At 62.2% G+C, this 24,346-nt stretch carries 25 protein-coding genes; 21 read left to right on the forward strand and 4 right to left on the reverse strand.

The annotated features are described in order from the left end of the window. Positions 1 to 34 precede the first annotated feature (34 nt). Positions 35 to 2,857, forward strand: coding sequence for an excinuclease ABC subunit UvrA (gene uvrA, locus K5658_RS09330; protein ID WP_221066664.1), 2,823 nt, complete (start codon positions 35 to 37; stop codon positions 2,855 to 2,857). A 49-nt stretch (positions 2,858 to 2,906) separates the two neighbouring features. Here the strand turns inward: uvrA and K5658_RS09335 are convergent, their stop codons facing one another. Next, entirely contained in the window at positions 2,907 to 3,050 is a 144-nt protein-coding gene (locus K5658_RS09335; protein WP_221066665.1) for a hypothetical protein, read from the reverse strand. Positions 3,051 to 3,320: 270 nt separating this feature from the next. Here K5658_RS09335 and K5658_RS09340 point away from each other — a divergent pair, with 270 nt between their 5' ends. The 9 genes from K5658_RS09340 (at position 3,321) to K5658_RS09380 (ending at position 11,084) form a co-directional block, all read left to right on the forward strand. Continuing rightward, positions 3,321 to 4,019, forward strand: a complete 699-nt coding sequence (locus K5658_RS09340) for a DUF2959 domain-containing protein (protein WP_221066666.1) — start codon at positions 3,321 to 3,323, stop codon at positions 4,017 to 4,019. A gap of 277 nt (positions 4,020 to 4,296) precedes the next feature. Continuing rightward, positions 4,297 to 5,649, forward strand: a complete 1,353-nt coding sequence (locus K5658_RS09345) for a porin (RefSeq protein WP_246628604.1) — start codon at positions 4,297 to 4,299, stop codon at positions 5,647 to 5,649. Between the two features lie 461 nt (positions 5,650 to 6,110). Next, entirely contained in the window at positions 6,111 to 6,854 is a 744-nt protein-coding gene (locus K5658_RS09350; protein ID WP_221066667.1) for a type IV pilus assembly protein FimV, read from the forward strand. Further along, positions 6,847 to 8,100 carry a hypothetical protein gene (locus K5658_RS09355; protein ID WP_221066668.1) on the forward strand — a complete coding sequence of 418 codons (1,254 nt, stop codon included), beginning with the start codon at positions 6,847 to 6,849 and terminating at the stop codon, positions 8,098 to 8,100. Before K5658_RS09350 ends, K5658_RS09355 begins: the two co-directional genes overlap by 8 nt. 14 nt (positions 8,101 to 8,114) lie before the next feature. Then, positions 8,115 to 8,663: a GTP-binding protein gene (locus K5658_RS09360; RefSeq protein ID WP_085214719.1), complete on the forward strand. Its 549-nt coding sequence runs from the start codon at positions 8,115 to 8,117 to the stop codon at positions 8,661 to 8,663. After that, complete coding sequence (locus K5658_RS09365; protein ID WP_221066669.1) at positions 8,656 to 9,291, forward strand: hypothetical protein; 636 nt, start codon at positions 8,656 to 8,658, stop codon at positions 9,289 to 9,291. The genes K5658_RS09360 and K5658_RS09365 overlap by 8 nt, the downstream gene beginning before the upstream one ends. A 107-nt stretch (positions 9,292 to 9,398) precedes the next feature. Further along, positions 9,399 to 9,761 carry a roadblock/LC7 domain-containing protein gene (locus K5658_RS09370; RefSeq protein WP_221066670.1) on the forward strand — a complete coding sequence of 121 codons (363 nt, stop codon included), beginning with the start codon at positions 9,399 to 9,401 and terminating at the stop codon, positions 9,759 to 9,761. Positions 9,762 to 9,840: 79 nt separating this feature from the next. Then, the gene (locus K5658_RS09375; RefSeq protein ID WP_221066671.1) at positions 9,841 to 10,314 is read left to right on the forward strand and encodes a PAS domain-containing protein; all 474 of its coding nucleotides are present in this window, start codon (positions 9,841 to 9,843) and stop codon (positions 10,312 to 10,314) included. 20 nt (positions 10,315 to 10,334) lie between these two features. Then, complete coding sequence (locus K5658_RS09380) at positions 10,335 to 11,084, forward strand: phosphate/phosphite/phosphonate ABC transporter substrate-binding protein (RefSeq protein ID WP_221066672.1); 750 nt, start codon at positions 10,335 to 10,337, stop codon at positions 11,082 to 11,084. Positions 11,085 to 11,172: 88 nt separating this feature from the next. Here the strand turns inward: K5658_RS09380 and K5658_RS09385 are convergent, their stop codons facing one another. Both K5658_RS09385 and bfr read right to left on the reverse strand, forming a co-directional pair. Beyond that, positions 11,173 to 11,385: a (2Fe-2S)-binding protein gene (locus K5658_RS09385; protein ID WP_085214711.1), complete on the reverse strand. Its 213-nt coding sequence runs from the start codon at positions 11,383 to 11,385 to the stop codon at positions 11,173 to 11,175. A 102-nt stretch (positions 11,386 to 11,487) separates the two neighbouring features. Continuing rightward, a complete protein-coding gene (bfr, locus tag K5658_RS09390; protein ID WP_221066673.1) occupies positions 11,488 to 11,955 on the reverse strand; it encodes a bacterioferritin in 468 nt (155 codons plus the stop codon). A gap of 201 nt (positions 11,956 to 12,156) precedes the next feature. Between bfr and K5658_RS09395 the strand changes: the two genes are divergently transcribed. From K5658_RS09395 to K5658_RS09415, 5 genes are all read left to right on the forward strand, one after another. After that, complete coding sequence (locus K5658_RS09395) at positions 12,157 to 12,681, forward strand: YcxB family protein (RefSeq protein WP_221066674.1); 525 nt, start codon at positions 12,157 to 12,159, stop codon at positions 12,679 to 12,681. Positions 12,682 to 12,721: 40 nt separating this feature from the next. Then, positions 12,722 to 14,608 (forward strand): ATP-binding cassette domain-containing protein, encoded by a 1,887-nt coding sequence (locus K5658_RS09400; RefSeq protein WP_221066675.1) that lies wholly within the window; start codon positions 12,722 to 12,724, stop codon positions 14,606 to 14,608. A 57-nt stretch (positions 14,609 to 14,665) separates the two neighbouring features. Next, entirely contained in the window at positions 14,666 to 15,136 is a 471-nt protein-coding gene (locus K5658_RS09405; protein WP_221066676.1) for a hypothetical protein, read from the forward strand. Between the two features lie 12 nt (positions 15,137 to 15,148). Continuing rightward, the gene (locus tag K5658_RS09410) at positions 15,149 to 15,586 is read left to right on the forward strand and encodes a universal stress protein (protein WP_221066677.1); all 438 of its coding nucleotides are present in this window, start codon (positions 15,149 to 15,151) and stop codon (positions 15,584 to 15,586) included. Positions 15,587 to 15,718: 132 nt separating this feature from the next. After that, on the forward strand, positions 15,719 to 16,189 hold the full coding sequence (locus tag K5658_RS09415; protein WP_221066678.1) for a YbhB/YbcL family Raf kinase inhibitor-like protein: 471 nt from the start codon (positions 15,719 to 15,721) through the stop codon (positions 16,187 to 16,189). Positions 16,190 to 16,261: 72 nt separating this feature from the next. Here K5658_RS09415 and K5658_RS09420 read toward each other — a convergent pair whose 3' ends face one another. Beyond that, positions 16,262 to 17,719: a TrkH family potassium uptake protein gene (locus tag K5658_RS09420; RefSeq protein WP_221066679.1), complete on the reverse strand. Its 1,458-nt coding sequence runs from the start codon at positions 17,717 to 17,719 to the stop codon at positions 16,262 to 16,264. A gap of 141 nt (positions 17,720 to 17,860) precedes the next feature. Here K5658_RS09420 and K5658_RS09425 point away from each other — a divergent pair, with 141 nt between their 5' ends. Genes K5658_RS09425 through K5658_RS09450 form a run of 6 tightly spaced genes read left to right on the forward strand, consistent with a single transcriptional unit; the run spans position 17,861 to position 24,332 of the window. Continuing rightward, positions 17,861 to 18,352 (forward strand): CinA family protein, encoded by a 492-nt coding sequence (locus K5658_RS09425; protein WP_221066680.1) that lies wholly within the window; start codon positions 17,861 to 17,863, stop codon positions 18,350 to 18,352. Beyond that, a complete protein-coding gene (thpR, locus tag K5658_RS09430) occupies positions 18,336 to 18,914 on the forward strand; it encodes an RNA 2',3'-cyclic phosphodiesterase (protein ID WP_221066681.1) in 579 nt (192 codons plus the stop codon). Before K5658_RS09425 ends, thpR begins: the two co-directional genes overlap by 17 nt. 38 nt (positions 18,915 to 18,952) lie before the next feature. Continuing rightward, the gene (recA, locus tag K5658_RS09435) at positions 18,953 to 19,996 is read left to right on the forward strand and encodes a recombinase RecA (protein ID WP_221066682.1); all 1,044 of its coding nucleotides are present in this window, start codon (positions 18,953 to 18,955) and stop codon (positions 19,994 to 19,996) included. A 26-nt stretch (positions 19,997 to 20,022) separates the two neighbouring features. After that, a complete protein-coding gene (locus K5658_RS09440; protein WP_176225259.1) occupies positions 20,023 to 20,463 on the forward strand; it encodes a regulatory protein RecX in 441 nt (146 codons plus the stop codon). 13 nt (positions 20,464 to 20,476) lie between these two features. Continuing rightward, the gene (gene alaS, locus K5658_RS09445; RefSeq protein WP_221066683.1) at positions 20,477 to 23,077 is read left to right on the forward strand and encodes an alanine--tRNA ligase; all 2,601 of its coding nucleotides are present in this window, start codon (positions 20,477 to 20,479) and stop codon (positions 23,075 to 23,077) included. A gap of 22 nt (positions 23,078 to 23,099) precedes the next feature. Beyond that, positions 23,100 to 24,332, forward strand: coding sequence for an aspartate kinase (locus K5658_RS09450; protein WP_221066684.1), 1,233 nt, complete (start codon positions 23,100 to 23,102; stop codon positions 24,330 to 24,332). Positions 24,333 to 24,346: the final 14 nt, after the last annotated feature.

Raw genomic sequence — 24,346 nt, forward strand, 5'->3', positions numbered from 1 at the left:
TAATCGACGCCCCTTCGCTCCACGCTCCCCCTCCATGGACATCATCCGAATCCGCGGTGCCCGCACCCACAACCTCCAGGACATCGACCTCGACCTGCCCCGCGACCGGCTGATCGTCATCACCGGGCTGTCGGGTTCGGGGAAATCCTCGCTGGCCTTCGACACCCTCTACGCCGAGGGCCAACGGCGCTATGTGGAATCGCTGTCGGCCTATGCCCGCCAATTCCTCTCGGTGATGGAAAAGCCCGACGTGGACCATATCGAAGGCTTGTCCCCGGCCATTTCCATCGAGCAGAAATCCACCTCGCACAACCCGCGTTCCACCGTCGGCACCATCACCGAAATCTACGACTACCTGCGCCTGCTCTATGCCCGCGCCGGTACGCCGCGCTGCCCGGAACACGGCGTCTCGCTGGAAGCCCAGACCATCAGCCAGATGGTGGACCATGTGCTGGGCCAGCCGGAGGATTCGCGCTGGATGCTGTTGGCCCCGGTGGTCAACGCCCGCAAGGGCGAACACGCCCAGGTGTTGGACGACCTCCGCAACCAGGGCTATATCCGCGCCCGCATCGACGGCGAAGTCTACGAACTGGACGAGCCGCCCAAGCTCGACCTGCGGAAGAAGCACACCATCGAAGTGGTGGTGGACCGTTTCAAGGTGCGGCCCGATTTGGGGCTGCGGCTGGCGGAATCGTTCGAGACCGCGCTGAAGCTGGCCGACGGCATGGCCTTGGTGGTGTCGATGGACGAAGCCAAGCAAGAGCTGATTTATTCGGACAAATACGCCTGCACCCTGTGCGGCTACTCCTTGAGCGAACTGGAACCGCGTATCTTTTCCTTCAACAATCCCAAGGGCGCGTGTCCCGCCTGCGATGGCCTGGGGGTGAAGCAATATTTCGATCCGGCCTTGGTCGTCACCCAGCCCAAGGCCAGCCTGGCCGAAGGCGCGGTGCGCGGCTGGGACCGGCGCAATGCTTATTACTGGCAGATGATCGCGTCGCTGGCCGAGCATTACGGTTTCGACCCGGAAACCCCGTTCGCCGAGTTGCCGGACAGCGTCCGCCAGACCGTGCTATATGGTAGCGGCGGCGAGGCCATCGCCTTCAAGGTCCAGAGCGCCCAAGGCAAAACCCTGGTCCATCGCCATAGCTTCGAGGGTGTCATTCCCAATATGGAGCGGCGCTACAAGGAAACCGATTCGCAGATGGTGCGGGAGGAATTGGCGAAATACCTCTCGGCCAAACCCTGTCCCGAGTGCGGCGGGGCGCGGCTGAACCGTGCGGCCCGGCATGTCTATGTCGCCGATACCGCCTTGCCCGTGTTGACCGGGCTGCCGATCCGCCGGGCGGTGGACTTCTTCGACGCGCTGAACCTGGCCGGACGGCGCGGCGCGGTCGCGGCCAAGATCGTCAAGGAAATCTCGGAGCGCCTGCGTTTCCTGGTCAATGTGGGCTTGGATTACCTGACCCTGGACCGCAGCGCCGACACGCTGTCGGGTGGCGAAGCCCAGCGCATCCGTTTGGCGAGCCAGGTCGGGGCGGGTTTGGTGGGCGTGATGTACGTGCTGGACGAGCCTTCCATCGGCCTGCACCAGCGCGACAACGAGCGTTTGTTGGAGACCCTGCGGCGGCTGCGCGACCTGGGCAATACCGTGATCGTGGTCGAACACGACGAGGACGCCATCCGCACCGCCGATCATGTGGTCGATATTGGCCCCGGCGCGGGCGTGCATGGCGGGCGCATCGTCGCCCAGGGCACGCCGGAGCAGGTGATGGCCGACGCTGGATCGCTGACCGGGGCTTATCTCGCGGGCCGTTTGTCCATCGAAGTGCCCGAAGCCCGCTACGAACCCGACCCCGGGCGGATGCTGCGCTTGAAAAACGCCAGCGGCAACAATCTCAAGGGCGTGGACGCGGAATTCCCGGTGGGCTTGTTCACCTGCGTCACCGGCGTGTCCGGTTCGGGCAAATCCACCCTGGTCAACGACACCCTGTTCCGCCACGTCGCCCGCATCCTCAACGGCGCTTCGGAAGCGCCCGCGCCCTGCGCGGCCATCGAGGGCTTGGAATATTTCGACAAGGTGGTCGATATCGATCAAAGCCCGATAGGCCGCACGCCGCGTTCCAATCCCGCCACCTATACCGGCGTGTTCACCCCGATCCGCGAACTGTTCGCCGCCACGCCGGAAGCCCGTTCCCGTGGCTACGCGCCCGGAAGGTTCAGCTTCAACGTCAAGGGCGGGCGCTGCGAAGCCTGCGCGGGCGATGGCGTCATCAAGGTGGAGATGCATTTCCTGCCGGATATCTTCGTCCATTGCGACCTTTGCAAGGGCAAGCGCTACAACCGCGAAACCCTGGACATCCGCTACAAGGGCAAGACCATCCACGAGGTGCTGGACATGACGGTGGAGGAGGCCCAAGCCTTTTTCGCGGCCATCCCCACCGTGGCCCGCAAGTTGGATACCTTGGTGGAAGTGGGCCTGGGCTATCTCACCCTGGGCCAGAACGCCGTGACCCTCTCGGGCGGCGAGGCCCAGCGGGTGAAATTGGCGCGGGAACTGTCGAAGCGCGATACCGGCAAGACCTTATATATCCTGGACGAACCGACCACGGGGCTGCATTTCCATGATATCCGCCAATTGCTGGGGGTGTTGCACCGGCTCCGCGAGCACGGCAATACGGTGATCGTGATCGAGCATAACCTGGATGTCATCAAGACCGCCGATTGGCTGGTCGATCTGGGACCGGAAGGCGGGGAAGGGGGCGGGCGGATTCTCGCGGTAGGGACGCCGGAGCAAATCGCCGACGATGCGGCGTCCCATACCGGGCGGTTCTTGCGGAAGGTGTTGGGGCGGTGACTCCCGCCGCGGCACTGGGGGAAGGGCGCGGCGGGTTGGAGCGGCGGCGTCAGGTGGACTGGCGGTCGATGGAGTGGGTGCCGTAGACCTCCTGCGAGGAGTTGACAGGATCGCTGGCGATCAGCCAAGTGATGATTAAGCCCAGGGTCAGGGCCATGAATAACAGCAAGGATTTTTCGGTCAATGCGCTCACGTTAAACTCCCCAGTGAGAATTAGGTCTTGTTAGGCTTCGGGATGCCCGGACGTTCTGCCGGTACAAACACTAGGTTTGTAAGGCGAAGATTACGCAATTTTGTGAAATTTGTCATGGTTTGTCCGACGAAAAATCCTTGACTCCGGGGTTTTTACCCTTCATGTGGTGAATTTTTACCCTTGACATTCGGGCTCCGGCCTTGTTGGTTTGTGCCGTGCCCCGTTCCGGGGCGTTCGTTCATCGTTATGCCACCCCGTTCTTGAATCCCTATGAGCAAGCAGCCCGTCCCGACCCCCGCCACCCTCGCCGATATCCTCAACCCGCTGGCCAAATATCTCGTCGCCCAGTGCCAGAAGCTGTATTTCCGGGTGGTGGAGTCGACCGGCCAGCATAAGCGCGACATCCTGGTGCGGCGGGTGGAGAGCGCCCGCGATAGCCTTGAGGAGGCCAAGGACCAATTCCAGAGCGCCCTCGACAAATTCAGCGCCCTGACCCAGTTCGACGGCGGCGACCTGGAGGATTTATACCGGCAGCTCAAGCTCGAATTCGATTACAGCACGGCCAAGGCGCTGGCGGTGAAGGACCGCATCGACGCCGTGCAGGATGTGGCGGAAGCCTTGTTCGCCGAATGGGAGGGGGAACTGGAGCAATATTCCAACCGTAGCCTGCGCAGCGCCAGCCGCCAGAAACTCAAGCTGACCCAGCAGCATTATGGGCAGTTGATTTCGGCGATGCGGCGGGCCGAGAGCAAGATCGAGCCGGTGTTGCGGGTATTCCAGGACCAGGTGTTGTTTTTGAAACACAACCTGAACGCCAAGGCCATCGCTTCGCTGGAACACGAGCTGACGGCCATGGCCGTGGGCGTCAACGGCCTGATCGGCGCGATGGAGAAATCCATAGGCCGGGCCAATGATTTCGTGCGTTCGTTGAACGGGCGCAAGGCCTTGCCGCCTTCCAGCGAGGATTAGTTTTGCCTTGGAGATGGGGGGCGGATTCATTATGGTTAATAAGCCCGCGCCTACAGCCTACGGTTCCGGCTGAGGCGAATCAACCACAAAAAGTCCCTTTCGTGCTATCTTTGCAACTCCGTGTTGTTATAGTGCAAAAGCCGGTCAAAATGCACCGTTTTTGTGCGTAAAATTGGCGTCTGCCCCTTGATGAATAAGCTGGATTCCTTTGTTCACGGGCTTGGCGCGGTTTGTGCAATTTGGCTTCATGATTTGCGAATTTTCGGAGTGACTTAGAATGAAAAATAGCGCTTTCAGCATCCGTCTGAGCATGGCGGCCTTGGGTGTCCTTTCGGTTTTGGCGGCGGGTTCGGCCGCCGCGAGTGAAATAGAGGAAGCCTCCGGGTTGGCGGATTACATGGCCGGCAAGGGCGATGCCCAGCCTTTGAAGGATTACGGCATCAAATGGGGCGGATGGCTTAATACCAGCATATCGATCAACGATAACAGTTCCCCGGACAAGTTCAACGGCCCGGTGACTTTCGGCGACCGTACCAGCGAATTGCAGGTCAACCAGGCCTACCTGTGGATACAGAAGGCGGTGGAGGCCAGCGGCGATAATTGGGGTTGGGGCGGACGCTTCGACATCATGTACGGCACCGACTCGATCTTCACCCAGGCCTACGGCAACCCGGCCTTCGATCCCCGCACCGGCGCGGTCAACACCAACCGCGGCCATTGGGACTTGCACCTGACCAGCTTCGACCAGCGCTTCTACGCCCTGGCCCTGCCGCAGGCCTATGGCGAATTGAACATCCCCGTCGGCAATGGGCTGAACGTGAAGGTCGGCCACTTCTACACGCCCATCGGCTACGAGGTCGTGACCGCGCCCGACAACTTCTTCTTCAGCAAGCCCTACACCTTCCAATACGGCGAGCCCTTCACCCACACCGGCGTCCTGGGCAACTACACCGTCGACGACAACTGGGCTGTGATGGCCGGTGCCGTGACCGGCAGTTCCACCGGCGGCTGGGATGGTGGTTTCGACCGCAATATCGGCAACTGGGATTTCATCGGCGGTTTCACCTGGACCAGCGACGACAAGAACTACTCGTTCAACGCCTCCTCCACCGCCGGTTCCCAGTCCGAGCAGAATAGCAACACCTGGGCGCTGTACAGCTTGGTCGGCAAGGCCAATTTCCTGGATAACACCTTGCATGTGGTCACCCAGCACGACCACGGCTTCGCCAACAACGTCCTGACCTCCCGTGGCCTGGGCGACGACGCCGAGTGGTACGGCATCAACCAATACCTGATGTACGACATCCAGGAAGACCTGGGCGTGGGTATCCGCGGCGAATGGTTCCGCGACAACAACGGCTTCCGCGTGAACGGCCCGGCCCGGTGCGGCGCTGGCCTCAACGCCGACGGTGCCGGCAATGTTGTTTCCTATACCTGTCCGGGCTACTCCTATCCTTGGGCGGGTAGCAATTATTACGAAGTCACCGTCGGCCTGACCTACAAGCCGCTGAAGTGGGTCACGCTGCGCCCGAACCTCCGCTACGACTGGACCGACAAGGTCAAGGCCTTCGACGACGGCAAGCGCAAAGACCAGCTTTTGTTCTCCACGGATGTCGTCATCCTGTTCTGATTCCCGATTGTCATGGCGCGGACAAGGACGTCTTTCCCGTCGCGGGAGGCGGCCCGGCCATGGCTGTGAAACATGCGCTTCCATCGCTGTATCCCACTGTTACTTAAATGAGGCGGTGACATCCCGGTGTCCGGGAACCGGCCACCGCCTCTCCTACCTCCCCTCCCAAAAAGCGGCTCCATTACCGCAACCACCCGCTGCGTCCGGTTTCGGTCCATCCGTCCGGTCCCCCTATCTATCCGGGTTCCCCCCCGGCGTCCTGGGCCATGCCGGTCGGCGAACCCGCGCCGGGACCGGATTTGGCCTTCGGAATAAGCATAGGGGTATCGCTTCTCATGTCACCCTTGACGTACACTATTACGCCACCGAAAAACGCCGTATAGAAATGCGAAGCCGCGCCGGACCAAGGTGGCCTGATGGGCGGGGCGGGTGGCTTCCTCTGTGAAAAACGCGGGGCAGATTTGACGGTAGAGCATAACCAGACCCTCGTGTCGGCCCGGCTTCCCCCGGAACCGCCGCTAGGGCACTTCCAAGACGACCCGGAGCCGGCCTTTGTGGTGCCGGGATCGGCGGAACTCACATTTCCCAGGGAATACCATGCGGCGCTCTCGGATTATTTCCGCCATTGCATCGCCCGCGATCCCAACGACCTGCGTAGCCATGTGCGGCGGATCTATCTCGAACACGAAGCGGGGCGGGGCGAAGAACTCCACGCCGCCTTGCTCGACCTGTTCATCGCCCTGGGAAGGCGCGGGGCCGGGTTGCGTAGGCGTATGCTCGAATTGGCCCGCGATACCCTCGATCCCCGGCTGTTCCAGGAACTGGCCGGTGCCTTCGCCCAGGGCGTGGATGCCATCCATACCCCCATCGTGCCGGGTTCGATCTTGAGCCGGGGCATCGAGGGCGGCTTGAACCTCGTCCATCCGGCAGGGGAACCGCGCGGGGAGGGGCCGAGGGATGTCTTGCTCGAAGCGCGGGAATATCTGGAATACAGCCAAGTGGAGGAGGCGCGCGCCCTCCTGGAGCGGGCCGTCCTGCGCGAGCCGCTACGGGCCGAACTGCATTTGGAACTGCTGGATATTTACCGCTCCACCCGCGATAGCGCTAATTTTTCCAGGCTGTCCGAGGCGTTGGAGGGCATCGAAATCGCGGTGCCCGAAGCTTGGCAAGCATTGACAGAGTACTTCAGGAGCCTCAATGATTAGTCCCCGAGACATGTCGCTGCGGGCTTGCGCCCTGGGCTTCGATGCTCGTTCCTATACGGCCCTACAATTGTTTTTCCGCGGCAAATGCGGCGACAAGGCCGTCCTGGTCGGCGAGGACGACGCCGATGTCAGCATCGTCGACATGGATTCCTTCAATGGCGCGAAAATCCTCGCCGAGCAGCGGGAACGGCATCCGGGACGGCCTTTCATCCTGTTGTCCCTGAATCCCCCGGCGGAAATCCCGTCCGGAGTGATCTACATCAAGAAGCCGGTGCAGATACAAAGCATGCTGACCGCTTTGGAACAGACCGCCGCCCGGTTGAGGGCCAAGGCCGCGCCCAAGGCTCCCGCCGAGAAGATACGCCGCGATGCCGAATCCCCCGCCAAGCCGCCCGTGGACGCCGCGCCCAAGCCGGGCGCAAGCCCCGTTCCGGCGCGGCCCGCCGCCCCGGCCATAGGCTTCGCCGCCCGCGAGGACCGCGATACCAGCCATGCGGCGCTGTCGTTGGACGAGCGTGGTTTTGGCGACTATATTGGTTCGCTCAAGGATATAGACCCCAGCAATCCCATGGAGGTGACCGCGGCGCAATACGATCCCAAGCGGTATTTCCAGGGTTATCTGCAATCGGCTTGTAAAACCGCCCTGACCAAAAATTGCGCTTTGCGGCTGAATACCGGTTGGAAGCCCGTCACCATTTTTCCGCAAAGCCGGGAAATCTGGGTGGACGCCGACGACCAGCAACTCCGCTCGTTTTGCCTGGTGCCGGTGCATTCGATCGCCGAACTCGGCTTTTCCGAAAGCGATTCCGGTATCATGACGATCTCGTCGGCCAGCGCCGTGAAATTCAAGGAGGACGGCCGGGACCAGAGCAAACTGCACCGCATGGACGCTTTGATCTGGAAGGTCGCGCTTTGGACCTCGGCGGGCCGGGTGCCCGACGATATCGATTTGAACCGCCCGGTTTACCTCAGGAATTGGCCCAATTTCACACGCTTGTTGGTTTTCCCCCATGCCTTGCGTATCGCCGCGCTATTGAGCGAGCAGCCCCGGTCGTTGTTGAATATCGCCGAGACGCTCAATATCCGCCAGCAATACGTTTTCGCGTTCTTCAGCGCGGCCCGTGCGCTGGGCTTGGCCGACCAGGCCGTGCGGCAATCGGAAAGTTTGATCGCCCCGCTGCCGGTCGAATCGAAAAAGGATGCCGGGTTATTCAAGAAGATTTTGCAACGACTGCTGCGACGGTAATTCGAAGGGTCATAATGGCGAACTATAAAATTATCTTCACCGGCCCCGTGGGGGCCGGCAAAACCACGGCGATTGCCTCGCTGAGCGACGAACCGCCGGTAAAGACCGACGAATCGGCTTCCGATATGACCAAGGGGAGGAAATCGTCCACCACGGTGGCCATGGATTATGGCGTCCTTCATTTGGCGGGGGGCGAGAAAATCCACCTCTACGGCACGCCCGGCCAGGAGCGGTTCGATTTCATGTGGGATATCCTGAGCAGCGGGGGGATTGGTTTGATCCTGTTGTTGGATAATACCCGCGCCGACCCTTTCCAGGATATGCGTTTCTTCCTGGAGGCCTTCAAGAAATTCATCGACCAGACCAAGGTGGTCATCGGCGTCACCCAGATGGATTTGAGCCCGCGCCCGACCATCGAGGATTATCATCAGCAATTGCATGGCATGGGCCGGAATATCCCTTTGTTCGAGGTCGATGCCCGCGCCCGCAAGGATATGACCATCCTGCTCCAAGCCCTGCTCTATTCCCTCGATCCGGGTTTGCAGGAGGCCAAGGATGGCTAATTTCGTCCTGGCGGAGGAGATGTATGCCCACCCGACGCCGGCGGGAACCTATTATGCGGTATCGGCCACCGACCCCAATCCCAGCCGCCGGATGATCCAATCCTTGTTGCGGAAACAATCCTCCCCCCGGTTGACCTTGGAAGATTTGCGGGCTTGGTCCGAAATCGAGGACGAGGAGCAGGCGTTGAGCCTGCTCTACCATGCGCAGGGTTTGGGTTGGGTGCAGGGCTTCGACGCGCCGCGGCACTGCAACGAGCAGCCGCTCGAAATCCAATTGCCGGGATTGTTGAAAACCCTGGCCGTGCAGGGCAAGGTGTTGTTGGCCGACCATCAGGGGTTTTACCTGGCGTCCAGCGGGTTCCCCCACGAGGTGGCGGAGGAACTGTCGGCGTTGAGCGCGGATTTGGCGAACCTGCATGCGCGGCGTTCCGGGTTGCTGGTCAATAACTTGGGGTTGGCGAGTAGCGCCTGGGCTATCGTCGATGCCTCCGGCAATGGCAAGATAGGATTTTGGCCTTTGTTCATAGGGACGCAGCGTTTCGTACTGGTCATCAGTGGCATGCCCCATTTCAACCATCCCGATTTCGTGAACTTGGTATGGATTCTCAGCCGGCGCTATGCCACATGAGGCCGGGTTCGGGTTCGCGGACCCATCGGCCTGGCGAGCCGTGCTTATCGACCGGAATACCCCCAGTTTCCAACCTATACACCTAATACCAGCAGGAGTGAATCCATATGCGTGCAGACATGCTCAAGTCTATTTTGAATGAATTGAACGGAACCTCGGCCGATATCGAGGCGTCCGGCGTGATTTCCACCGACGGTTTGATGATGGCCGCCGTGTTGCCCCAGGGCATGGACGAGGACCGCGTGGGCGCCATGAGCGCGGCCATGCTGTCCTTGGGCGACCGCACCGCCCAGGAGTTGGAGCGGGGCGGCCTGGAGCAGGTGCTCATCAAGGGCAGCAAAGGCTATGTCCTGATGACCCACGCCGGCCACGAGGCGGTTTTGACCGTGATGGCGAAACCCAACGCCAAACTGGGTTTGATCTTCCTCGATGTGAAACGGGCGGCGGAAAGCATCTCGGCGATGATTTGAATAACGGACCGAATAAGCAAGAGTGGGTGTTGACTGCGGGAAGGGGGCGCGATCATCAAATCCTCGTGAGGGTAGGGCGATGCAGGATATGAGACCGGAAGAGATTGTCGGTGATTATCGCGAATATACTTTGAGGCTATATGGCTATGGTAGCCGGCGGGTTTTGGTGACCGATATAGAAACGCCTTACCCCGAAGGCCGCTTGATCGTGTCGAGGACCGATCCGAATGGTTTCATTACCCATGTCAACCGTTCCTTCGTGCTGATGTCCGGGTATACCGAGCAGGAGCTGATCGGTTCCCCCCATTCCATCCTGAGGCATCCCGATATGCCGTCGGTGGCGTTCCGTGGCCTATGGGATACCTTGCGGGCGGGCAAAACCTGGCAGGGCTATGTGAAGAACCTACGCAAGGATGGCGGGTATTACTGGGTCAAGGCCACGGTGATCCCGAATGTGCGGGGTGGCAAGGTGATCGGATATACCTCGGTACGGCGCAAGCCTTCCCGGCAGATGGTGGAGCAAAGCAAGGCGCTTTACCAGACCTTGGTTTAAATCCTGGCCGGAATATTGATATGGTTTATAACTTCACGGTGAGTCCCGATTTCGGACCGGAGCATTTGGCGGGCTGGTATGTGTTCAATACCTGGCTGCAACGGGCGCTCGAAACCGCCATCCATTTGGAGATTTACCCGGATTTCGATAGCCAGCGCCAGGCTATCGCGGATGGCAAGGTCGATTTGATCTATGCCAATCCCTACGATGCTTCCATGCTGGTGCGGGAAAAGGGTTTCGTCCCTTTGGTCCGGCCCAAGGGCAAGGTCGACGAGGCGATCATCGCGACCGGTGCCCATAACGATGATATCGCGACGGTCGAAGACCTCGAACCCGGTGCCCGGATCGCCACCACCAGCGACCCCGACGTGCATATGATGGGCATGATCATGCTGGAACCCGCCGACCTGAACGCGGATAACGTGGCTTTGGTGGTTTCCGATAATTACGTCCTGGTCGCCAAGCGCCTCGTCAGGGGCGAATGCCAGGCCGGTATCTTCCTGGCCGAGGCTTTCCACGATCTGTCCTCGATGGTGAAAAGCCAACTCAAGGTGTTGGTGCGCGGTGAAATCCAGGTGGTCCACCATGGCTTGCTGTTGGGGCCGCGCTTGGCTTGCTACCGGGATGTCTTGCTGGCCGCCTTGTTGGGCATGGCATCGGACGAGAAGGGCCGGGGTGTGCTGAAATCCCTGGGTTTCGCCGAGTGGGAGGTCGTCGATCAAGAAGCGATGGAGTTCATGATCGACCTGATGGATACCTTGATGGTTTAGAACCCGGACCGATCCGGCGGCATCGGCCCCGCCGGATGGCCGCCCGTCCCGAGGATTCCCCCCAAAGCCCGTGTCCGCCGGACGGCGTTCAGCCCGTCGCGGCCAGGGGTTCGTTGCCGGTCAGGTGTTGTTTCTCCTGCAAGCTGTCGCGGAGGACGCGGCACGCATCCATCGCGCACTTCCCGCATTGATCGCAGGCACCGAGTTCCTGCCGCAATCCCCTCATGTTGCGCACCCGTCCATCGCGGACGGCGTTGCGGATTTGTCCATCGGTAACGTTCTTGCAGATGCAGATGTACATGGTAAGACCGGTGAGTGGTGGCTGGACTTGGGTCTTATCTTAGTACAAACGAGAACGATTATCAAAGTCGGACGGATGGGTTGCATCCGCCCGACCGCCCGCTCAAAGCCGGGATTGCAGGTAGTTCTCCAGGCCGATCTTGGCGACGAGGCCGAGTTGGGCTTCCAGCCAATGGGCGTGGTCTTCCTCGGTGTCCTTGAGCAGGGTGAGCAGGATGTTCCGGGTCTCGTAATCGGCGACCGATTCGCAGAAGGCCATGGCTTCCCGCAGTTCCGCGATCACCCGGTATTCCAGCGCGAGGTCGTTGGCGAGTATCGCGGGCACGTCGCGGCCCACGGCGAGCGGGCTGCGTTGGCCGAGGTCCGGGATGCCTTCGAGGAACAGGATGCGCGAAATCAAACGGTCGGCATGTTCCTGTTCCTCCCCCATTTCGTGCGAAATATGTTCGTACAGGTGCTGGAACCCCCAATCCCGGCACATCCGCGAATGGATGAAATACTGGTCGATGGCGGTCAGTTCGCCGGCCAGAAGCCGGTTCAGGCGCAGGATGACGTCGGGATGCCCTTGCATGGTGATTCTCCTATAAATGGCCGGCCGGTCCCGCGTCGTCGGGCCAAGCGGCCAGGGCGGGGCGCGGTGAAATGGAATTGCGTATACTAGCGGTTTTTTCGCGCCGGGCCGATTCCATCGTGTCCGCCGTATCCGTATAGCTACGATAAAACGTCCCCCCCAGGCCAGCACCGGGGGCGGGACGGGATTAACCAGGGTGTGATGATGACCGAGATCGAATACGAAGTGCGCGAGCAGGATTTGCTCGCTTTCAACGACCACCAACTCAAGAATTCTCAAGGGCTGCAAAAAGTCCTGCGCCGCCATCAGGGCATCGTGCCGGGCGTCCTGGCGGTGTTGTCCATGTTCCTCTGGTTCTACTACCAGGACACGCTGTCCGCGATCTATGTCGCCGTCACCGCCGTGGCTTGGGGTTTGCTGACGCCGGTGTTCCTCAAATGGCAAATGCGCCAGCGCATCCGCAAGATGTATTCCGACGCGGACATGGCCGCTGTCCTCGGCAAGTACAAACTGCGTTCGGAGCAAGATGCCCTGGTCGAGGTCAGCCGCGTCGGCGAATCGCGGGTGTCCTGGGCCGATATTCTCCGCATCGATGTGATCAAGGGCTATGTCTTCATCTTCGTGACCCTGGATACGGCCCTGATCGTGCCCTACGCGACCGTGAAAACCGGGGATTTGCGGGAGTTCCTCAAGGACGCCGACGCCCGCCTCGAACAGGCCGCCTGATGCGGACGGCGGTGGCACCGGGCGGCGGGGTGTGCTGGGTATGATCAATTTCAAGGCCGTGGCGTTGCGGCGTGGTCAGCGCCTGTTGTTCGAGAACGCCTCGTTCACCATCCACAAGGGCGAGAAGGTTGGTATTACCGGGGCCAACGGCGCGGGCAAGTCCAGCCTGTTCGGCCTGTTGCTGGACACGCTGCATCCCGAAACCGGCGAGTTTTCCATGCCGCCCGGCCTGGAAATCGCCCATGTGGCCCAGGAAACCCCGGCCAGTCCCAGCACGGCGCTGGATTACGTCATGGACGGCGACCGCGAACTGCGCCAGATCGAGGCCGAATTGGGCCGGGCCGAAGCGGTCGGCGACGGCGTGGCCCTGGCCCATGCCCATGGCCGTTTCGAGACGGTCGGCGGCTACGACGCTCCGGCCCGTGCCGCCAAGCTGTTGAACGGCCTCGGGTTCGCGCCGGGCGACGAGCGGCGGGCAGTGTCGGAATTCTCCGGCGGTTGGCGGATGCGCCTGAATGTGGCGCAAGCCCTGATGTGCCGTTCCGACGTGCTGCTGCTGGACGAACCCACCAACCATCTCGACCTCGACGCCGTCATCTGGCTCCAGGATTGGCTGGTGGCCTATCCCGGCACCTTGCTCCTGATTTCGCACGACCGCGATTTCCTCGACGACCTCACCGACCACATCCTCCATATCGAACACCAGGGCTTGACGCTCTACACCGGCAATTACTCGGCCTTCGAGACCCGCCGCGCCGAAATCCTGGCCCAGCAACAATCTTCCTACGAGCGCCAACAGCGCGAAATCGCCCATGTGCGTTCCTTCGTGGACCGCTTCCGCGCCCAGGCCACCAAGGCCCGCCAAGTGCAAAGCCGCCTGAAAGCGCTGTCCCGCATGGAGTTGATCGCCCAGGCCCAGGTCGATTCGCCGTTCGAGTTCGCTTTCCTGACGCCGGAAAAACTGCCGTCCCCCTTGCTCAAACTGGACGATGCCGCCGGGGGGTATGGCGAGAAAACCATTTTCAGCGGTGCCAAGCTCACGGTGAATCCGGGCGACCGCATCGGCCTGCTGGGTCCGAACGGCGCGGGCAAATCCACCCTGGTCAAGCTGCTGGCGGGCGAACTGCCCTTGCTGGCGGGCAAGCGGCTGGCGGCGCAAGACCTCAAAATCGGCTATTTCGCCCAGCACCAACTCGAACAACTGCGGCCCGAGCACAGCGCCCTTTGGCATCTGCAAAAGCTCGATCCCAAGGCCACCGAGAAGGATTTGCGGAATTTCCTGGGCGGTTTCGGCTTCCGGGGCGACCAGGCCTTGGACCCCATCGCGCCGTTCTCGGGCGGCGAGAAATCCCGGCTGGCCCTGGCCTTGTTGATCTACCAGCGGCCCAACCTGCTCCTGCTCGACGAACCCACCAACCATCTCGACCTCAACGCCCGCGATGCCCTGAGCTTGGCGCTACAGGACTACCGGGGCGCTTTGATCGTGGTTTCGCACGACCGCTATTTGCTGCGCACCGTGGCCGATGATTTGTGGCTGGTGGCGGATGGCGGCATGGATGTATTCTCGGGCGATCTGGAAGATTATCGGCTCTGGCTCTCCGCCCGCCGCAACGCCCGCGACAGCGCTAAACCCGCCGCGCCTTCGCGCAAGGACCAGCGCAAATCCGACGCCGACCGGCGCAAGGCGCTCCGGCCTTTGCGCCTGGCCCTGGAAAAGGCCGAGGCGGCGATGGAACAACTCGCCGCGCGGAAACAAGCCCTGGAAACCCGCTTGGCCGATCCCGAGCTGTATCTGGCCGAGGCCAAGGCCCGTTTGCAAGCCGTGCTGCTGGAAAAGGCGGGCGTCGAGAAATCCCTGGAGGAAGCCGAGGTCGCTTGGCTGGAAGCCGGCGAAGCCTTGGAAGCCGCCGAGGCCGAGGAATCTTGATATGGCCGTGCGGAGGACGCCCCGGTGCCGTTGATTAGGTTGTTCCTGGATGTCGCCTTGTTTAACAAAGGCCCGCGCGATGTACCGGCCTCGGCCTTCCTGCTGGGTTTGGTCGCGACCGCCAACCTGGCGGTGGCGCTGGCCTTGGCCCTGCTGGATGTCGATTGGTGGGAGGGCATCGCGCAATCCTTGGTGGGGATCGGGCTGCTGGCCGGCTTCCTGTGGATCGTCCTGGCCCTGGCCCATCAAACCCCCCGGTATTTGCAGACTTTCACCGCCGCCCTGGGATGCGATACCTTGGTCAGCGCCCTGGCCTTGCCCTTGTTGGTGTGGTCGCGCTGCTCCGGGGAGGGCAGGGAGGTGGTGTTGACGGTGGTGACTTTGCTTTTGCTGTGGCAGATCGCGATCATCGGCCATGTGTTGCGCCAAGCCTTGTCGTCGTCCTATGCGCTGGGGCTGGGGCTGGCTTTGGCCTATATGGCGGGCAGCGTCGAGTTGATGGACCTCTTGTTTTCCAATCCAGGTTGAGCGAGGACGGGCATGAATTACCGACATATCCTGTTAGGGGCCGATTTTTCCGAACATGGCGGGCGGGTCGCCCAACGCGCCTTGGACCTGGCCCACCGCCATCAGGCCGAACTGAGCGTGGTCCATGTGGTGGAGAACCTCCAGTACATGGACGCCGCCTACGGTCCCATCGTGCCGTTCGAGGTCGACCTGACCGGGCAACTGGTCGAGGCGGCGCGGCGACGGCTGGATAAACTGGCCGAAGGCTTGAGCATCCCGCCCGAACGGCGCTGGGTCGAGATCGGCAGCCCCAAGCTGGAAATCACCCGCCTGGCCGAGGAACGCGGGGTGGATTTGATCGTGGTGGGTTCGCATGGCCGCCATGGCTTGGCGCTGTTGCTGGGTTCGACCGCTTCCGGCGTGTTGCACCATGCCGAATGCGATGTGCTGGCGGTGCGGCTGCGGGCCTGAGCTTTTCCAAACCCCAGGAGGAGCGCCATGGAATCCATGCGCACCGGGCGGTGGCCGGCCGGACTGGCCGCCGCGTTGTCCCTCTGCTGCGGAGTCGCTTCCGCGCAGGCACCCAAGGAAGGAGGAACCGCCATGTCCTTGCGACTCTCGTCCCCGGCGTTCGCCGATCAACGTTTGATTCCGAAGCGCTATACCTGCGACGGCCAGGAGTTTTCCCCGCCGCTGGCCTGGTCGGGCTGGCCCCAAGGCACCCAAAGCTTCGCCTTGATCGTGGACGACCCCGACGCCCCCGATCCCAAAGCGCCCAAGACCACCTGGGTGCATTGGGTGCTGTATAACCTGCCGAACACCGTGTCCGGCTTGCCCGAAGGGATGGCTGCCCCGCCGCCGGGTGCCCGCCAGGGACTCAACGACTGGAAGCGCACCGGCTATGGCGGTCCTTGCCCGCCGGTCGGGCAGCACCGCTATTTCCATAAGCTGTACGCCCTCGATATTGTCCTGCCCGACCTCCGCACGCCCACCAAGGCCCAACTCGAACAGGCCATGCGCGGGCATATCCTCGCCGAAGCCCGTTTGATCGGGCTGTATCAGCGCAGTCCTTGACCCCGGTATGCCCGCGCGGCCCGGATGCCAATTCCATCCCGACCGCGGGGCGCTCACCCGCCGGGGGCCAAATCACTTCCGCCAATAGGCCGGCGTGAGCAGGATCAGCGCCGTGAACACCTCGATCCGCCCCAGGAACATCGCCAAGGTACACATCCACACCTGGAAGTCGGTCAGCACGCCATAATTGGTGGTCGGCCCCACCTGTCCCAAGCCCGGCCCCGCGTTGTTGATGCAGGCCAGGATGGCCGAGAACGAGGACACGAAATCCAGCCCGCTCATCACCAAAAGCAAGGTCAGGATGACGATGCTCATGAAATACACGAAGATGAAGCCCAGCACCGAGAGCATGATGTTGGAGGGAATCACCATATTCCCGAGCTTCAAGGGGTTGACCGAGGTGGGGTGGGTCAGGAGGAACATCTGCAACTCGCTCTGCTTGACCAGGATCATGGTGCGCATCATCTTGATGCCGCCGCCGGTCGAGCCGGTGCAGGAGCAAATACAGCTCAGGAACAGCATCCACAGGGGCGCGAAAATCGGCCATTCGTTGAAATCGGTGCTGGCGAAGCCGCAATCGGTGGCGATGGACACCAGGTTGAAGCTGGCGTGGCGCAGGGCGGTCCAATAGCTGGCGTAGGTGCCTTGCAGCCAGAGATACAACGCGATGCCAAGGCAACTGCCGATCAGCAGCATCAGATAGGGCATGGCCTCGATATCCTGGCGGTAGGGTTCGAGGCTCTTGCCGCGGAGCGCTTGGAAATGGGTGGCGAAGTTCATCCCGGCCAGCAGCATGAACACGATCAGGATGCCCTCGATGGCGGGCGAATTGAAATAGCCCACACTGGCGTCGTGGGTCGAGAAGCCGCCCAGCCCCATGGTGGCGAAAGCGTGGCAGACCGCGTCCAGCCAGCTCATCCCCGCCGCCTTCAAGGCCAGGATGCACAGCGCGGTGATGGTGCCGTAGACCAGCCAGAGGTTCTTGGCGGTTTCGGTGATGCGCGGCGTCAGCTTGCTATCCTTCATGGGGCCGGGGGTTTCGGCCATGAACAACTGGCGTCCGCCCACGCCCAGCACCGGCAGGATCGCCACCGCCAGCACGATGATGCCCATGCCGCCCAGCCAATTGAGCTCGTGCCGCCAGAGGTTGATGGCGGGCGGCAATTGGTCCAGCCCCGACAGCACCGTCGCCCCGGTGGTGGTCAGCCCGGACATGGTCTCGAAATAGGCGTCGGTGAACGACAGGCTTTCCAGATAGGACAGCAGGGGAATGGTGGCGAACGCCGCCATCCCGGTCCAGGCCAGGACCACCAGCAGGAAACCGTCCTTGGCCTTCAGGTCGCGGACGAAACGCCGGGTGGCGAACCAGAGCAGGATGCCGGCCCCGAGCGTGAAGCACATGTCCGCCAAGAACAGCCCCGCCGTGCCGTCGCCGAACAATAGCGAAGTCAGGATGGGCAGGAGATAGGTGATGCTGAACACCATCAGCATCAGGCCGAATACCCTGGCGAGCGACAGGAGCCTAGTCATCGTTCAAGCCTTATCGAAGGAGGAGGTGGTTGGGGCGGGCGGTGCGTTTTTTGCGGGGGATTGTACGAAAAATCCTGGGGCGGCACCCAACGGCGCGGCGTTAAACAATGAAAATAAGCCCTGGCAGGGCGGAGGTTGGCGATGAGCGATGAAGATTTGTACGGCTTGGCGCGGCAGGCCGGCGCGGCCTTGGGCGCGGCGGGCTGGATGTTGGCGACCGCCGAATCCTGCACCGGCGGCGGGGTGGCCGAATGCGTGACCGCCGTGGCGGGTAGTTCCGCCTGGTTCGACCGGGGTTTCGTGACCTATAGCAACGAGGCCAAGATGGATATGCTGGGTGTCGATCCCGAAACCCTGCGCGAACACGGCGCGGTCAGCGAGGCCACGGTGCGCGAGATGGCGGAGGGCGCGGTGCGGCTGAGCTGGGCCAATATCGCGGTGGCGGTGAGCGGTATCGCGGGGCCGGGCGGTGGCGGCCCCGACAAGCCGGTGGGGTTGGTCTGGTTCGCCTGGGCCTGCGAAGGGCGGGAGACCGTGGCGCGTTGCGAGCGCTTCGAAGGCGACCGCCGGGCGGTGCGGGCGCAGGCGGTGGCGGTGGCCCTGCGCGGGGTGTTGGATGCCTGCCGGGAATAGCGCCATATCGGCCCGGTTGTTCCTGGCGCTGTGGCCGGATGGGGAGGCGCGGGCCGCGTTGTGCGCCGCCCGTGACGTGGTCGCCCGGACTATGGCCGGGCAATGGGTGAAACCCGACAATCTGCATGTCACCTTGGCGTTTTTGGGCGAAGTCGCCCAGGAACGCTGGCCTGGGATCGTCCGGGTCGCCGACGCGATCAAGGTGCCATCCTTCACCTTGACCCTGGACCGGGCCGAATTTTGGCCGCGCAATGGCATCGTCTGCCTGGGCGCGGGCCAAGCGCCCCAACCGCTGTCGGATTTGGCCCAAGGCTTGGCCCAGGGCTTGAAGCAAGCCGGTTTCATCCTGGACCAGCGGCCTTACCGGCCCCATCTGACCCTGGCCCGCAAAGGCCGTTCCGGGCGGACGGCGCTGGTCTTGCCCGAACCTGTGGCTTGGCGGGTCGATGCTTGCAGCTTGGTCGAATCGCGCCTGGGCCGTGAAGGCGCCACCTACACGCCGCGTCAAACGTGGCGCTTGCAAAATGTCGAGGCTATTCCGGGATCGGGGTCTGTGGGATAATCGTCGGCTACTTCAACTGATTGGGCGGTCCCATCACGATGGACGAGAACAAGCGAAAAGCCCTCAACGCGGCGCTCTCCCAAATCGACAAGCAATTCGGCAAAGGCTCGGTCATGCGTCTCGGCGACATGGCCGCGATGCGCGATATCGAGGTGATTTCCACCGGCTCCCTGACCCTCGACATCGCCCTGGGCTGTGGCGGTCTGCCCCGTGGCCGCATCGTCGAAATCTACGGGCCCGAATCCTCCGGTAAAACCACCCTGACCCTGGAAGTGATCGCCCAGGCCCAGCGGTTGGGCGGGGTCGCGGCCTTCATCGATGCCGAACACGCCCTCGATCCCAGCTACGCCGAGAAGATCGGCGTCAACCTCGACGACCTCCTGATTTCCCAACCCGACACCGGCGAACAAGCCCTGGAAATCGCCGATATGCTGGTGCGCTCCGGCGGCGTGGACGTGCTGGTGGTGGACTCGGTGGCGGCCCTGACCCCCAAGGCCGAAATCGAAGGCGAGATGGGCGATTCCCATGTCGGCTTGCAAGCCCGCTTGATGTCGCAGGCTTTGCGCAAGCTCACCGCCAATATCAAGCGCTCCAATACCTTGGTCATCTTCATCAACCAAATCCGCATGAAGATCGGCGTGATGTTCGGCAGCCCCGAAACCACGACCGGTGGCAACGCCTTGAAGTTCTATGCCTCGGTGCGCCTCGATATCCGCCGCATCGGCGCGATCAAAAGCGGCGACGAAGTGGTCGGCAACGAAACCCGCGTCAAGGTGGTCAAGAACAAGGTGGCCCCGCCGTTCCGGGAAGCCACGTTCGAGATTCTGTACGGCGAAGGCGTCTCCCGCGAGGGTGAATTGATCGACCTGGGCGTGGATCATGGCATCGTGCAGAAATCCGGTTCCTGGTATAGCTACAACGGCGAGCGCATCGGCCAGGGCAAGGACAATGTCCGCAACCTATTGAAGGAACGCCCCGAAATGGCCGAATCCATCGAGGCCAAAATCCGCGAGAAAGCGCTGGCGACCCCGCCCGCGCCGGGTCCGGCCCCCGCCGACGAGGTCGAGGAGGCCGAACTCTGACCGAAGCCCCCGATGAGAGGCAGGCGGTGCTGGCCGCTTGCCTCCGTTATCTCTCCCGCCGTGAATACGGTCGCGCCGAACTGCGGCAAAAGCTCTTGTCGCGAGGTTACCCGGAATCCCTGGTCGATGAGGTCGTCGCCGACGCCGTGCGCGACGGGCTACAGAGCGATGCGCGTTTCGCCGAATCGTTCGTGCGCGGCAGGGTCGGCAAGGGCTATGGTTCGGCGCGGATCCAGCGGGAACTCAGGCAACGCGGTATCGGGGACGCGCCCGATCTCAAGGAGTGGGATTGGGAGGCGCAGATCGACAAGGTTTACCGCAAGAAATACGGCGACACCCTGCCGGACGGTTTGCCGGAACGGGCATCGCGGGAACGTTTTTTGCTTGGCAGGGGCTTCGGGCACGACGACATCCGCCAATTATTCCGGCGCTTGGCGCGGCGCGGACTAGCACAACCAGACGATTGACAATGGCAACCCTATGACCAGTTCGGAACTGCGATCCTTATTCCTCAACTTCTTCCAAGAACGCGGCCACGCCGTGGTGGCGTCCAGCCCCTTGATTCCGGGCAACGATCCGACCTTGCTGTTCACCAACGCCGGCATGGTGCAGTTCAAAGATGTGTTCCTCGGGCGGGAAGAGCGTGGCTATGTGCGGGCGGCGTCCTCGCAGCGCTGTGTGCGGGCGGGCGGCAAGCACAACGACCTGGAGAATGTGGGGTATACCGCGCGCCATCACACCTTCTTCGAGATGCTGGGCAATTTCAGCTTCGGCGATTATTTCAAGCGCGACGCCATCCGCTACGCCTGGGAATTCCTGACCGGCGTGTTGGGTTTGCCGCCGGAACGGCTGTGGATCACGGTCTACGACCAGGACACCGAAGCCGCCGATATTTGGTTGAACGAGGTGGGCATCGATCCCAACCGTTTCTCCCGCATCGGCACCAAGGACAATTTCTGGAGCATGGGCGACACCGGCCCTTGCGGTCCCTGCACCGAAATCTTCTACGACCACGGTGCCCATATCGCGGGCGGTCCGCCCGGCTCCCCCGATGAGGACGGCGACCGCTACATCGAGATTTGGAACCTCGTGTTCATGCAGTACGACCGCTCGGCGGATGGCACCTTGACCCCGCTGCCCAAGCCTTCGGTCGATACCGGCATGGGCTTGGAGCGCATCGCGGCGGTGGCGCAGGGCGTACATAGCAATTACGAGATCGACCTGTTCCGCACCTTGGTCCAGGCCGCCGCCGAATTGGCCGGGCTGAGCGATACCGATAATAGCTCGCTGCGGGTGCTGGCCGACCATATCCGTTCCTGCGCCTTCCTGGTCGCCGATGGCGTGTTGCCGTCCAACGAAGGGCGGGGCTATGTGCTGCGCCGCATCATCCGCCGGGCCATCCGCCATGGGTATAAGCTCGGCATCCGCGATGTCTTCTTCTATAAGCTAGTCGCGCCCTTATGCGCCGAGATGGGCGCGGCCTATCCCGAACTGGTCGCCGCCCGTGCCACGGTCGAGCAGGTGTTGCGCAAGGAGGAAGAGCGCTTCGCCGAGACCCTGGATCAGGGCATGAAGATTCTGGAAGCCCATCTCAAAGGCTTGAGCGGCACCGTCATTCCGGGCGAAACCGTGTTCCAGTTGTACGATACCTATGGTTTCCCGGTCGATCTCACCGCCGACATCGCCCGCGAACATGGCTTGACCCCGGATTTGGCCGGTTTCGAGCAGGCCATGGAGGCCCAGCGCGAACGCGCCCGCGCCGCCAGCCATTTCGCGGTGGATTATTCGCAGGAAGTGGCGGTGGATGTGCATTGCCAGTTCACCGGCTACACCCATCTGGCCGATGATGCCCGTGTCGTGGCCTTGCTCAAGGGCGGCAAAGCCGTCGATCAATTGGCGGCGGGCGAGGAAGGCGTCGTCATCCTGGATAAAACGCCGTTCTATGGCGAATCCGGCGGTCAGGTCGGCGATTCGGGTGTCCTCCGTGCCGGGGATGCGCTGTTCGAGGTGAGCGATACCCAGAAGCAGGCGGGCGATGTATTCCTGCATATCGGCAAGGTGGCGCGGGGTCTGTTCACGCTGGGCGCGGACTGCCGGGCCGAGGTGGATGGCGCGGCCCGCAACGCCACGGCGCTCAACCACTCGGCGACCCATATTTTGCACGCCGCCTTGCGCCGGATTTTGGGCGAGCATGTGGCGCAGAAAGGCTCTTTGGTCGATCCGCAACGTCTGCGCTTCGATTTCTCCCACTTCGAGCCGATCAAACCCGAGCAACTCGACGCCATCGAGCGCTTGGTGAACGAGCAAATCCGCGTCAACAGCCCGGTCCGCGCCGATGTCATGGCAAAGGATGAGGCCATGAAGGCCGGGGCCATGGCCTTGTTCGGCGAGAAATACGGCGACGAGGTCCGGGTGTTGCGCATCGGCGAGTTCTCCACCGAGTTGTGCGGCGGCACCCACGCCGACCGGGCCGGGGATATCGGCCTGTTCAAGATCGTCGCCGAATCCGGTGTGGCGGCGGGCGTCCGCCGTATCGAAGCCCTGACCGGGGCGGGCGCGTTCGAGTGGGTCAAGGCTAGCGAGCGCTTGGTGCAGTCGGTCGGCGAGAAGCTCAAGGCCGGGCGCGATGGTGTGGTCGATAAGGTGCAGCAATTGCTGGAACGCAACCGCGCCCTGGAAAAGGAACTGGACAAGCTCAAGGGCAAACTCGCCAGCGCTTCCGGCGACGATTTGGCTGCCCAGGCCGTCGAGATCGACGGCATCAAGGTGCTGGCCGCCAAGGTCGAAGAAAGCGACCCCAAAGCCCTGCGCGATTTGGTCGATCAACTCAGGAATAAACTCGGCAGCGCCGCCGTGGTGCTGGCCAGCGTCAAGGACGGCAAGGTCGGCCTGATCGCGGGCGTCACCAAGGACCAAACCGGGCGCATCAAGGCGGGCGATTTGGTCAACGCGGTGGCGGTCCAGGTCGGCGGCAAGGGCGGCGGGCGTCCCGATCTGGCCCAGGCCGGTGGCACCGATCCCGGCAAACTCGATGAAGCTTTGCGCGGCGTGCCCGAATGGGTACGTGGCCGTTTGGCATGATTCAACCACTCCGATAGCAAAAATGGCTCTTTACGTACACAAATATGGCGGTACTTCGGTGGGCACGGTCGAGCGCATCAAGCATGTGGCCGACAATGTCATCAAGGCCCGTCAGCGCGGCGAGGATGTGGTGGTGGTGGTGTCCGCGATGAGCGGCGAGACCAACCGCCTGGTCGCCTTGGCCCACGAGGCCCAGGAGCGTCCGAATACCCGCGAGATGGATGTGCTGTTGTCGACTGGCGAACAGGTGACGATTGCCTTGCTGAGCATGGCTTTGCAGCAGAAAGGCTGCGATGCCCGTTCCTATACCGGTGCCCAGGTCCGCATCCTGACCGACCGCGCCCATACCAAGGCCCGTATCGAGGATATCGACACCGAACGGATGCGTGCCGACTTGGCGCGGGGTAGGGTGGTGGTGGTGGCCGGGTTCCAAGGCGTCACCGAGGACGGCGATATCACGACCCTGGGCCGGGGCGGTTCCGACACCACGGCGGTGGCCCTGGCGGCGGCGCTCAAGGCCGACGAATGCTTGATCTACACCGATGTGGACGGCGTTTATACCACCGACCCCCGCATCGAACCCAAGGCGCGCCGCTTGGAGCGCATCACCTTCGAGGAAATGCTGGAAATGGCCAGCCTGGGCTCGAAGGTATTGCAGATCCGCTCGGTCGAATTCGCGGGCAAATATAATGTTCCCTTGCGGGTGCTTTCCAGTTTCAAGGAAGGGTCCGGCACGTTGATCAGCTACGAGGAGGCAAGCGGCGTGGAAAAACCATTGATTTCGGGAATCGCGTTCAACCGCGACGAGGCCAAGCTCACCATCCTGGGCGTGCCCGACAGGCCGGGCATCGCCTATAAGATTCTCGGCCCCATCGCCCAGGCCAATATCGAAGTGGACATGATCGTCCAGAACGTCGGCGAGGACGGCAGCACCGATTTCACCTTCACCGTGCATCGCAACGAATACAAGCGGGCGCTGGAAATCCTACAGAACATCTGCGCCGACCTGGGGGCCAAGGAAGCCGCCGGGGATACCGCTATCGTCAAGGTTTCCCTGGTCGGTGTCGGGATGCGTTCCCATGCCGGCATCGCCGCCAAGATGTTCGAGGCGCTCGCGGGCGAAGGTATCAATATCCAGATGATTTCGACTTCCGAGATCAAGATTTCCGTGGTCCTGAACGAGAAATATCTGGAGTTGGCCGTCAGGAGCCTGCATGAAGCCTTCCATCTCGATCAGCCCGCCGAAGCCGCCTAGCCTGAATTTTCTGT

It is taken from the genome of Methylomagnum ishizawai (assembly GCF_019670005.1).
In the GTDB taxonomy this organism is placed as follows: domain Bacteria; phylum Pseudomonadota; class Gammaproteobacteria; order Methylococcales; family Methylococcaceae; genus Methylomagnum; species Methylomagnum ishizawai.

Excerpts from the sequence above, each read along its gene's own strand:
- uvrA (WP_221066664.1), top strand. The coding sequence starts at position 35 with ATGGACATCATCCGAATCCGCGGTGCCCGCACCCACAACCTCCAGGAC.
- K5658_RS09340 (WP_221066666.1), top strand. The coding sequence starts at position 3,321 with ATGAGCAAGCAGCCCGTCCCGACCCCCGCCACCCTCGCCGATATCCTC.
- K5658_RS09345 (WP_246628604.1), top strand. The coding sequence starts at position 4,297 with ATGAAAAATAGCGCTTTCAGCATCCGTCTGAGCATGGCGGCCTTGGGT.
- K5658_RS09355 (WP_221066668.1), top strand. The coding sequence starts at position 6,847 with ATGATTAGTCCCCGAGACATGTCGCTGCGGGCTTGCGCCCTGGGCTTC.
- K5658_RS09360 (WP_085214719.1), top strand. The coding sequence starts at position 8,115 with ATGGCGAACTATAAAATTATCTTCACCGGCCCCGTGGGGGCCGGCAAA.
- K5658_RS09365 (WP_221066669.1), top strand. The coding sequence starts at position 8,656 with ATGGCTAATTTCGTCCTGGCGGAGGAGATGTATGCCCACCCGACGCCG.
- K5658_RS09370 (WP_221066670.1), top strand. The coding sequence starts at position 9,399 with ATGCGTGCAGACATGCTCAAGTCTATTTTGAATGAATTGAACGGAACC.
- K5658_RS09375 (WP_221066671.1), top strand. The coding sequence starts at position 9,841 with ATGCAGGATATGAGACCGGAAGAGATTGTCGGTGATTATCGCGAATAT.
- K5658_RS09380 (WP_221066672.1), top strand. The coding sequence starts at position 10,335 with ATGGTTTATAACTTCACGGTGAGTCCCGATTTCGGACCGGAGCATTTG.
- K5658_RS09385 (WP_085214711.1), bottom strand. The coding sequence starts at position 11,385 with ATGTACATCTGCATCTGCAAGAACGTTACCGATGGACAAATCCGCAAC.
- bfr (WP_221066673.1), bottom strand. The coding sequence starts at position 11,955 with ATGCAAGGGCATCCCGACGTCATCCTGCGCCTGAACCGGCTTCTGGCC.
- K5658_RS09395 (WP_221066674.1), top strand. The coding sequence starts at position 12,157 with ATGATGACCGAGATCGAATACGAAGTGCGCGAGCAGGATTTGCTCGCT.
- K5658_RS09400 (WP_221066675.1), top strand. The coding sequence starts at position 12,722 with ATGATCAATTTCAAGGCCGTGGCGTTGCGGCGTGGTCAGCGCCTGTTG.
- K5658_RS09410 (WP_221066677.1), top strand. The coding sequence starts at position 15,149 with ATGAATTACCGACATATCCTGTTAGGGGCCGATTTTTCCGAACATGGC.
- K5658_RS09415 (WP_221066678.1), top strand. The coding sequence starts at position 15,719 with ATGTCCTTGCGACTCTCGTCCCCGGCGTTCGCCGATCAACGTTTGATT.
- K5658_RS09420 (WP_221066679.1), bottom strand. The coding sequence starts at position 17,719 with ATGACTAGGCTCCTGTCGCTCGCCAGGGTATTCGGCCTGATGCTGATG.
- K5658_RS09425 (WP_221066680.1), top strand. The coding sequence starts at position 17,861 with ATGAGCGATGAAGATTTGTACGGCTTGGCGCGGCAGGCCGGCGCGGCC.
- thpR (WP_221066681.1), top strand. The coding sequence starts at position 18,336 with ATGCCTGCCGGGAATAGCGCCATATCGGCCCGGTTGTTCCTGGCGCTG.
- recA (WP_221066682.1), top strand. The coding sequence starts at position 18,953 with ATGGACGAGAACAAGCGAAAAGCCCTCAACGCGGCGCTCTCCCAAATC.
- alaS (WP_221066683.1), top strand. The coding sequence starts at position 20,477 with ATGACCAGTTCGGAACTGCGATCCTTATTCCTCAACTTCTTCCAAGAA.
- K5658_RS09450 (WP_221066684.1), top strand. The coding sequence starts at position 23,100 with ATGGCTCTTTACGTACACAAATATGGCGGTACTTCGGTGGGCACGGTC.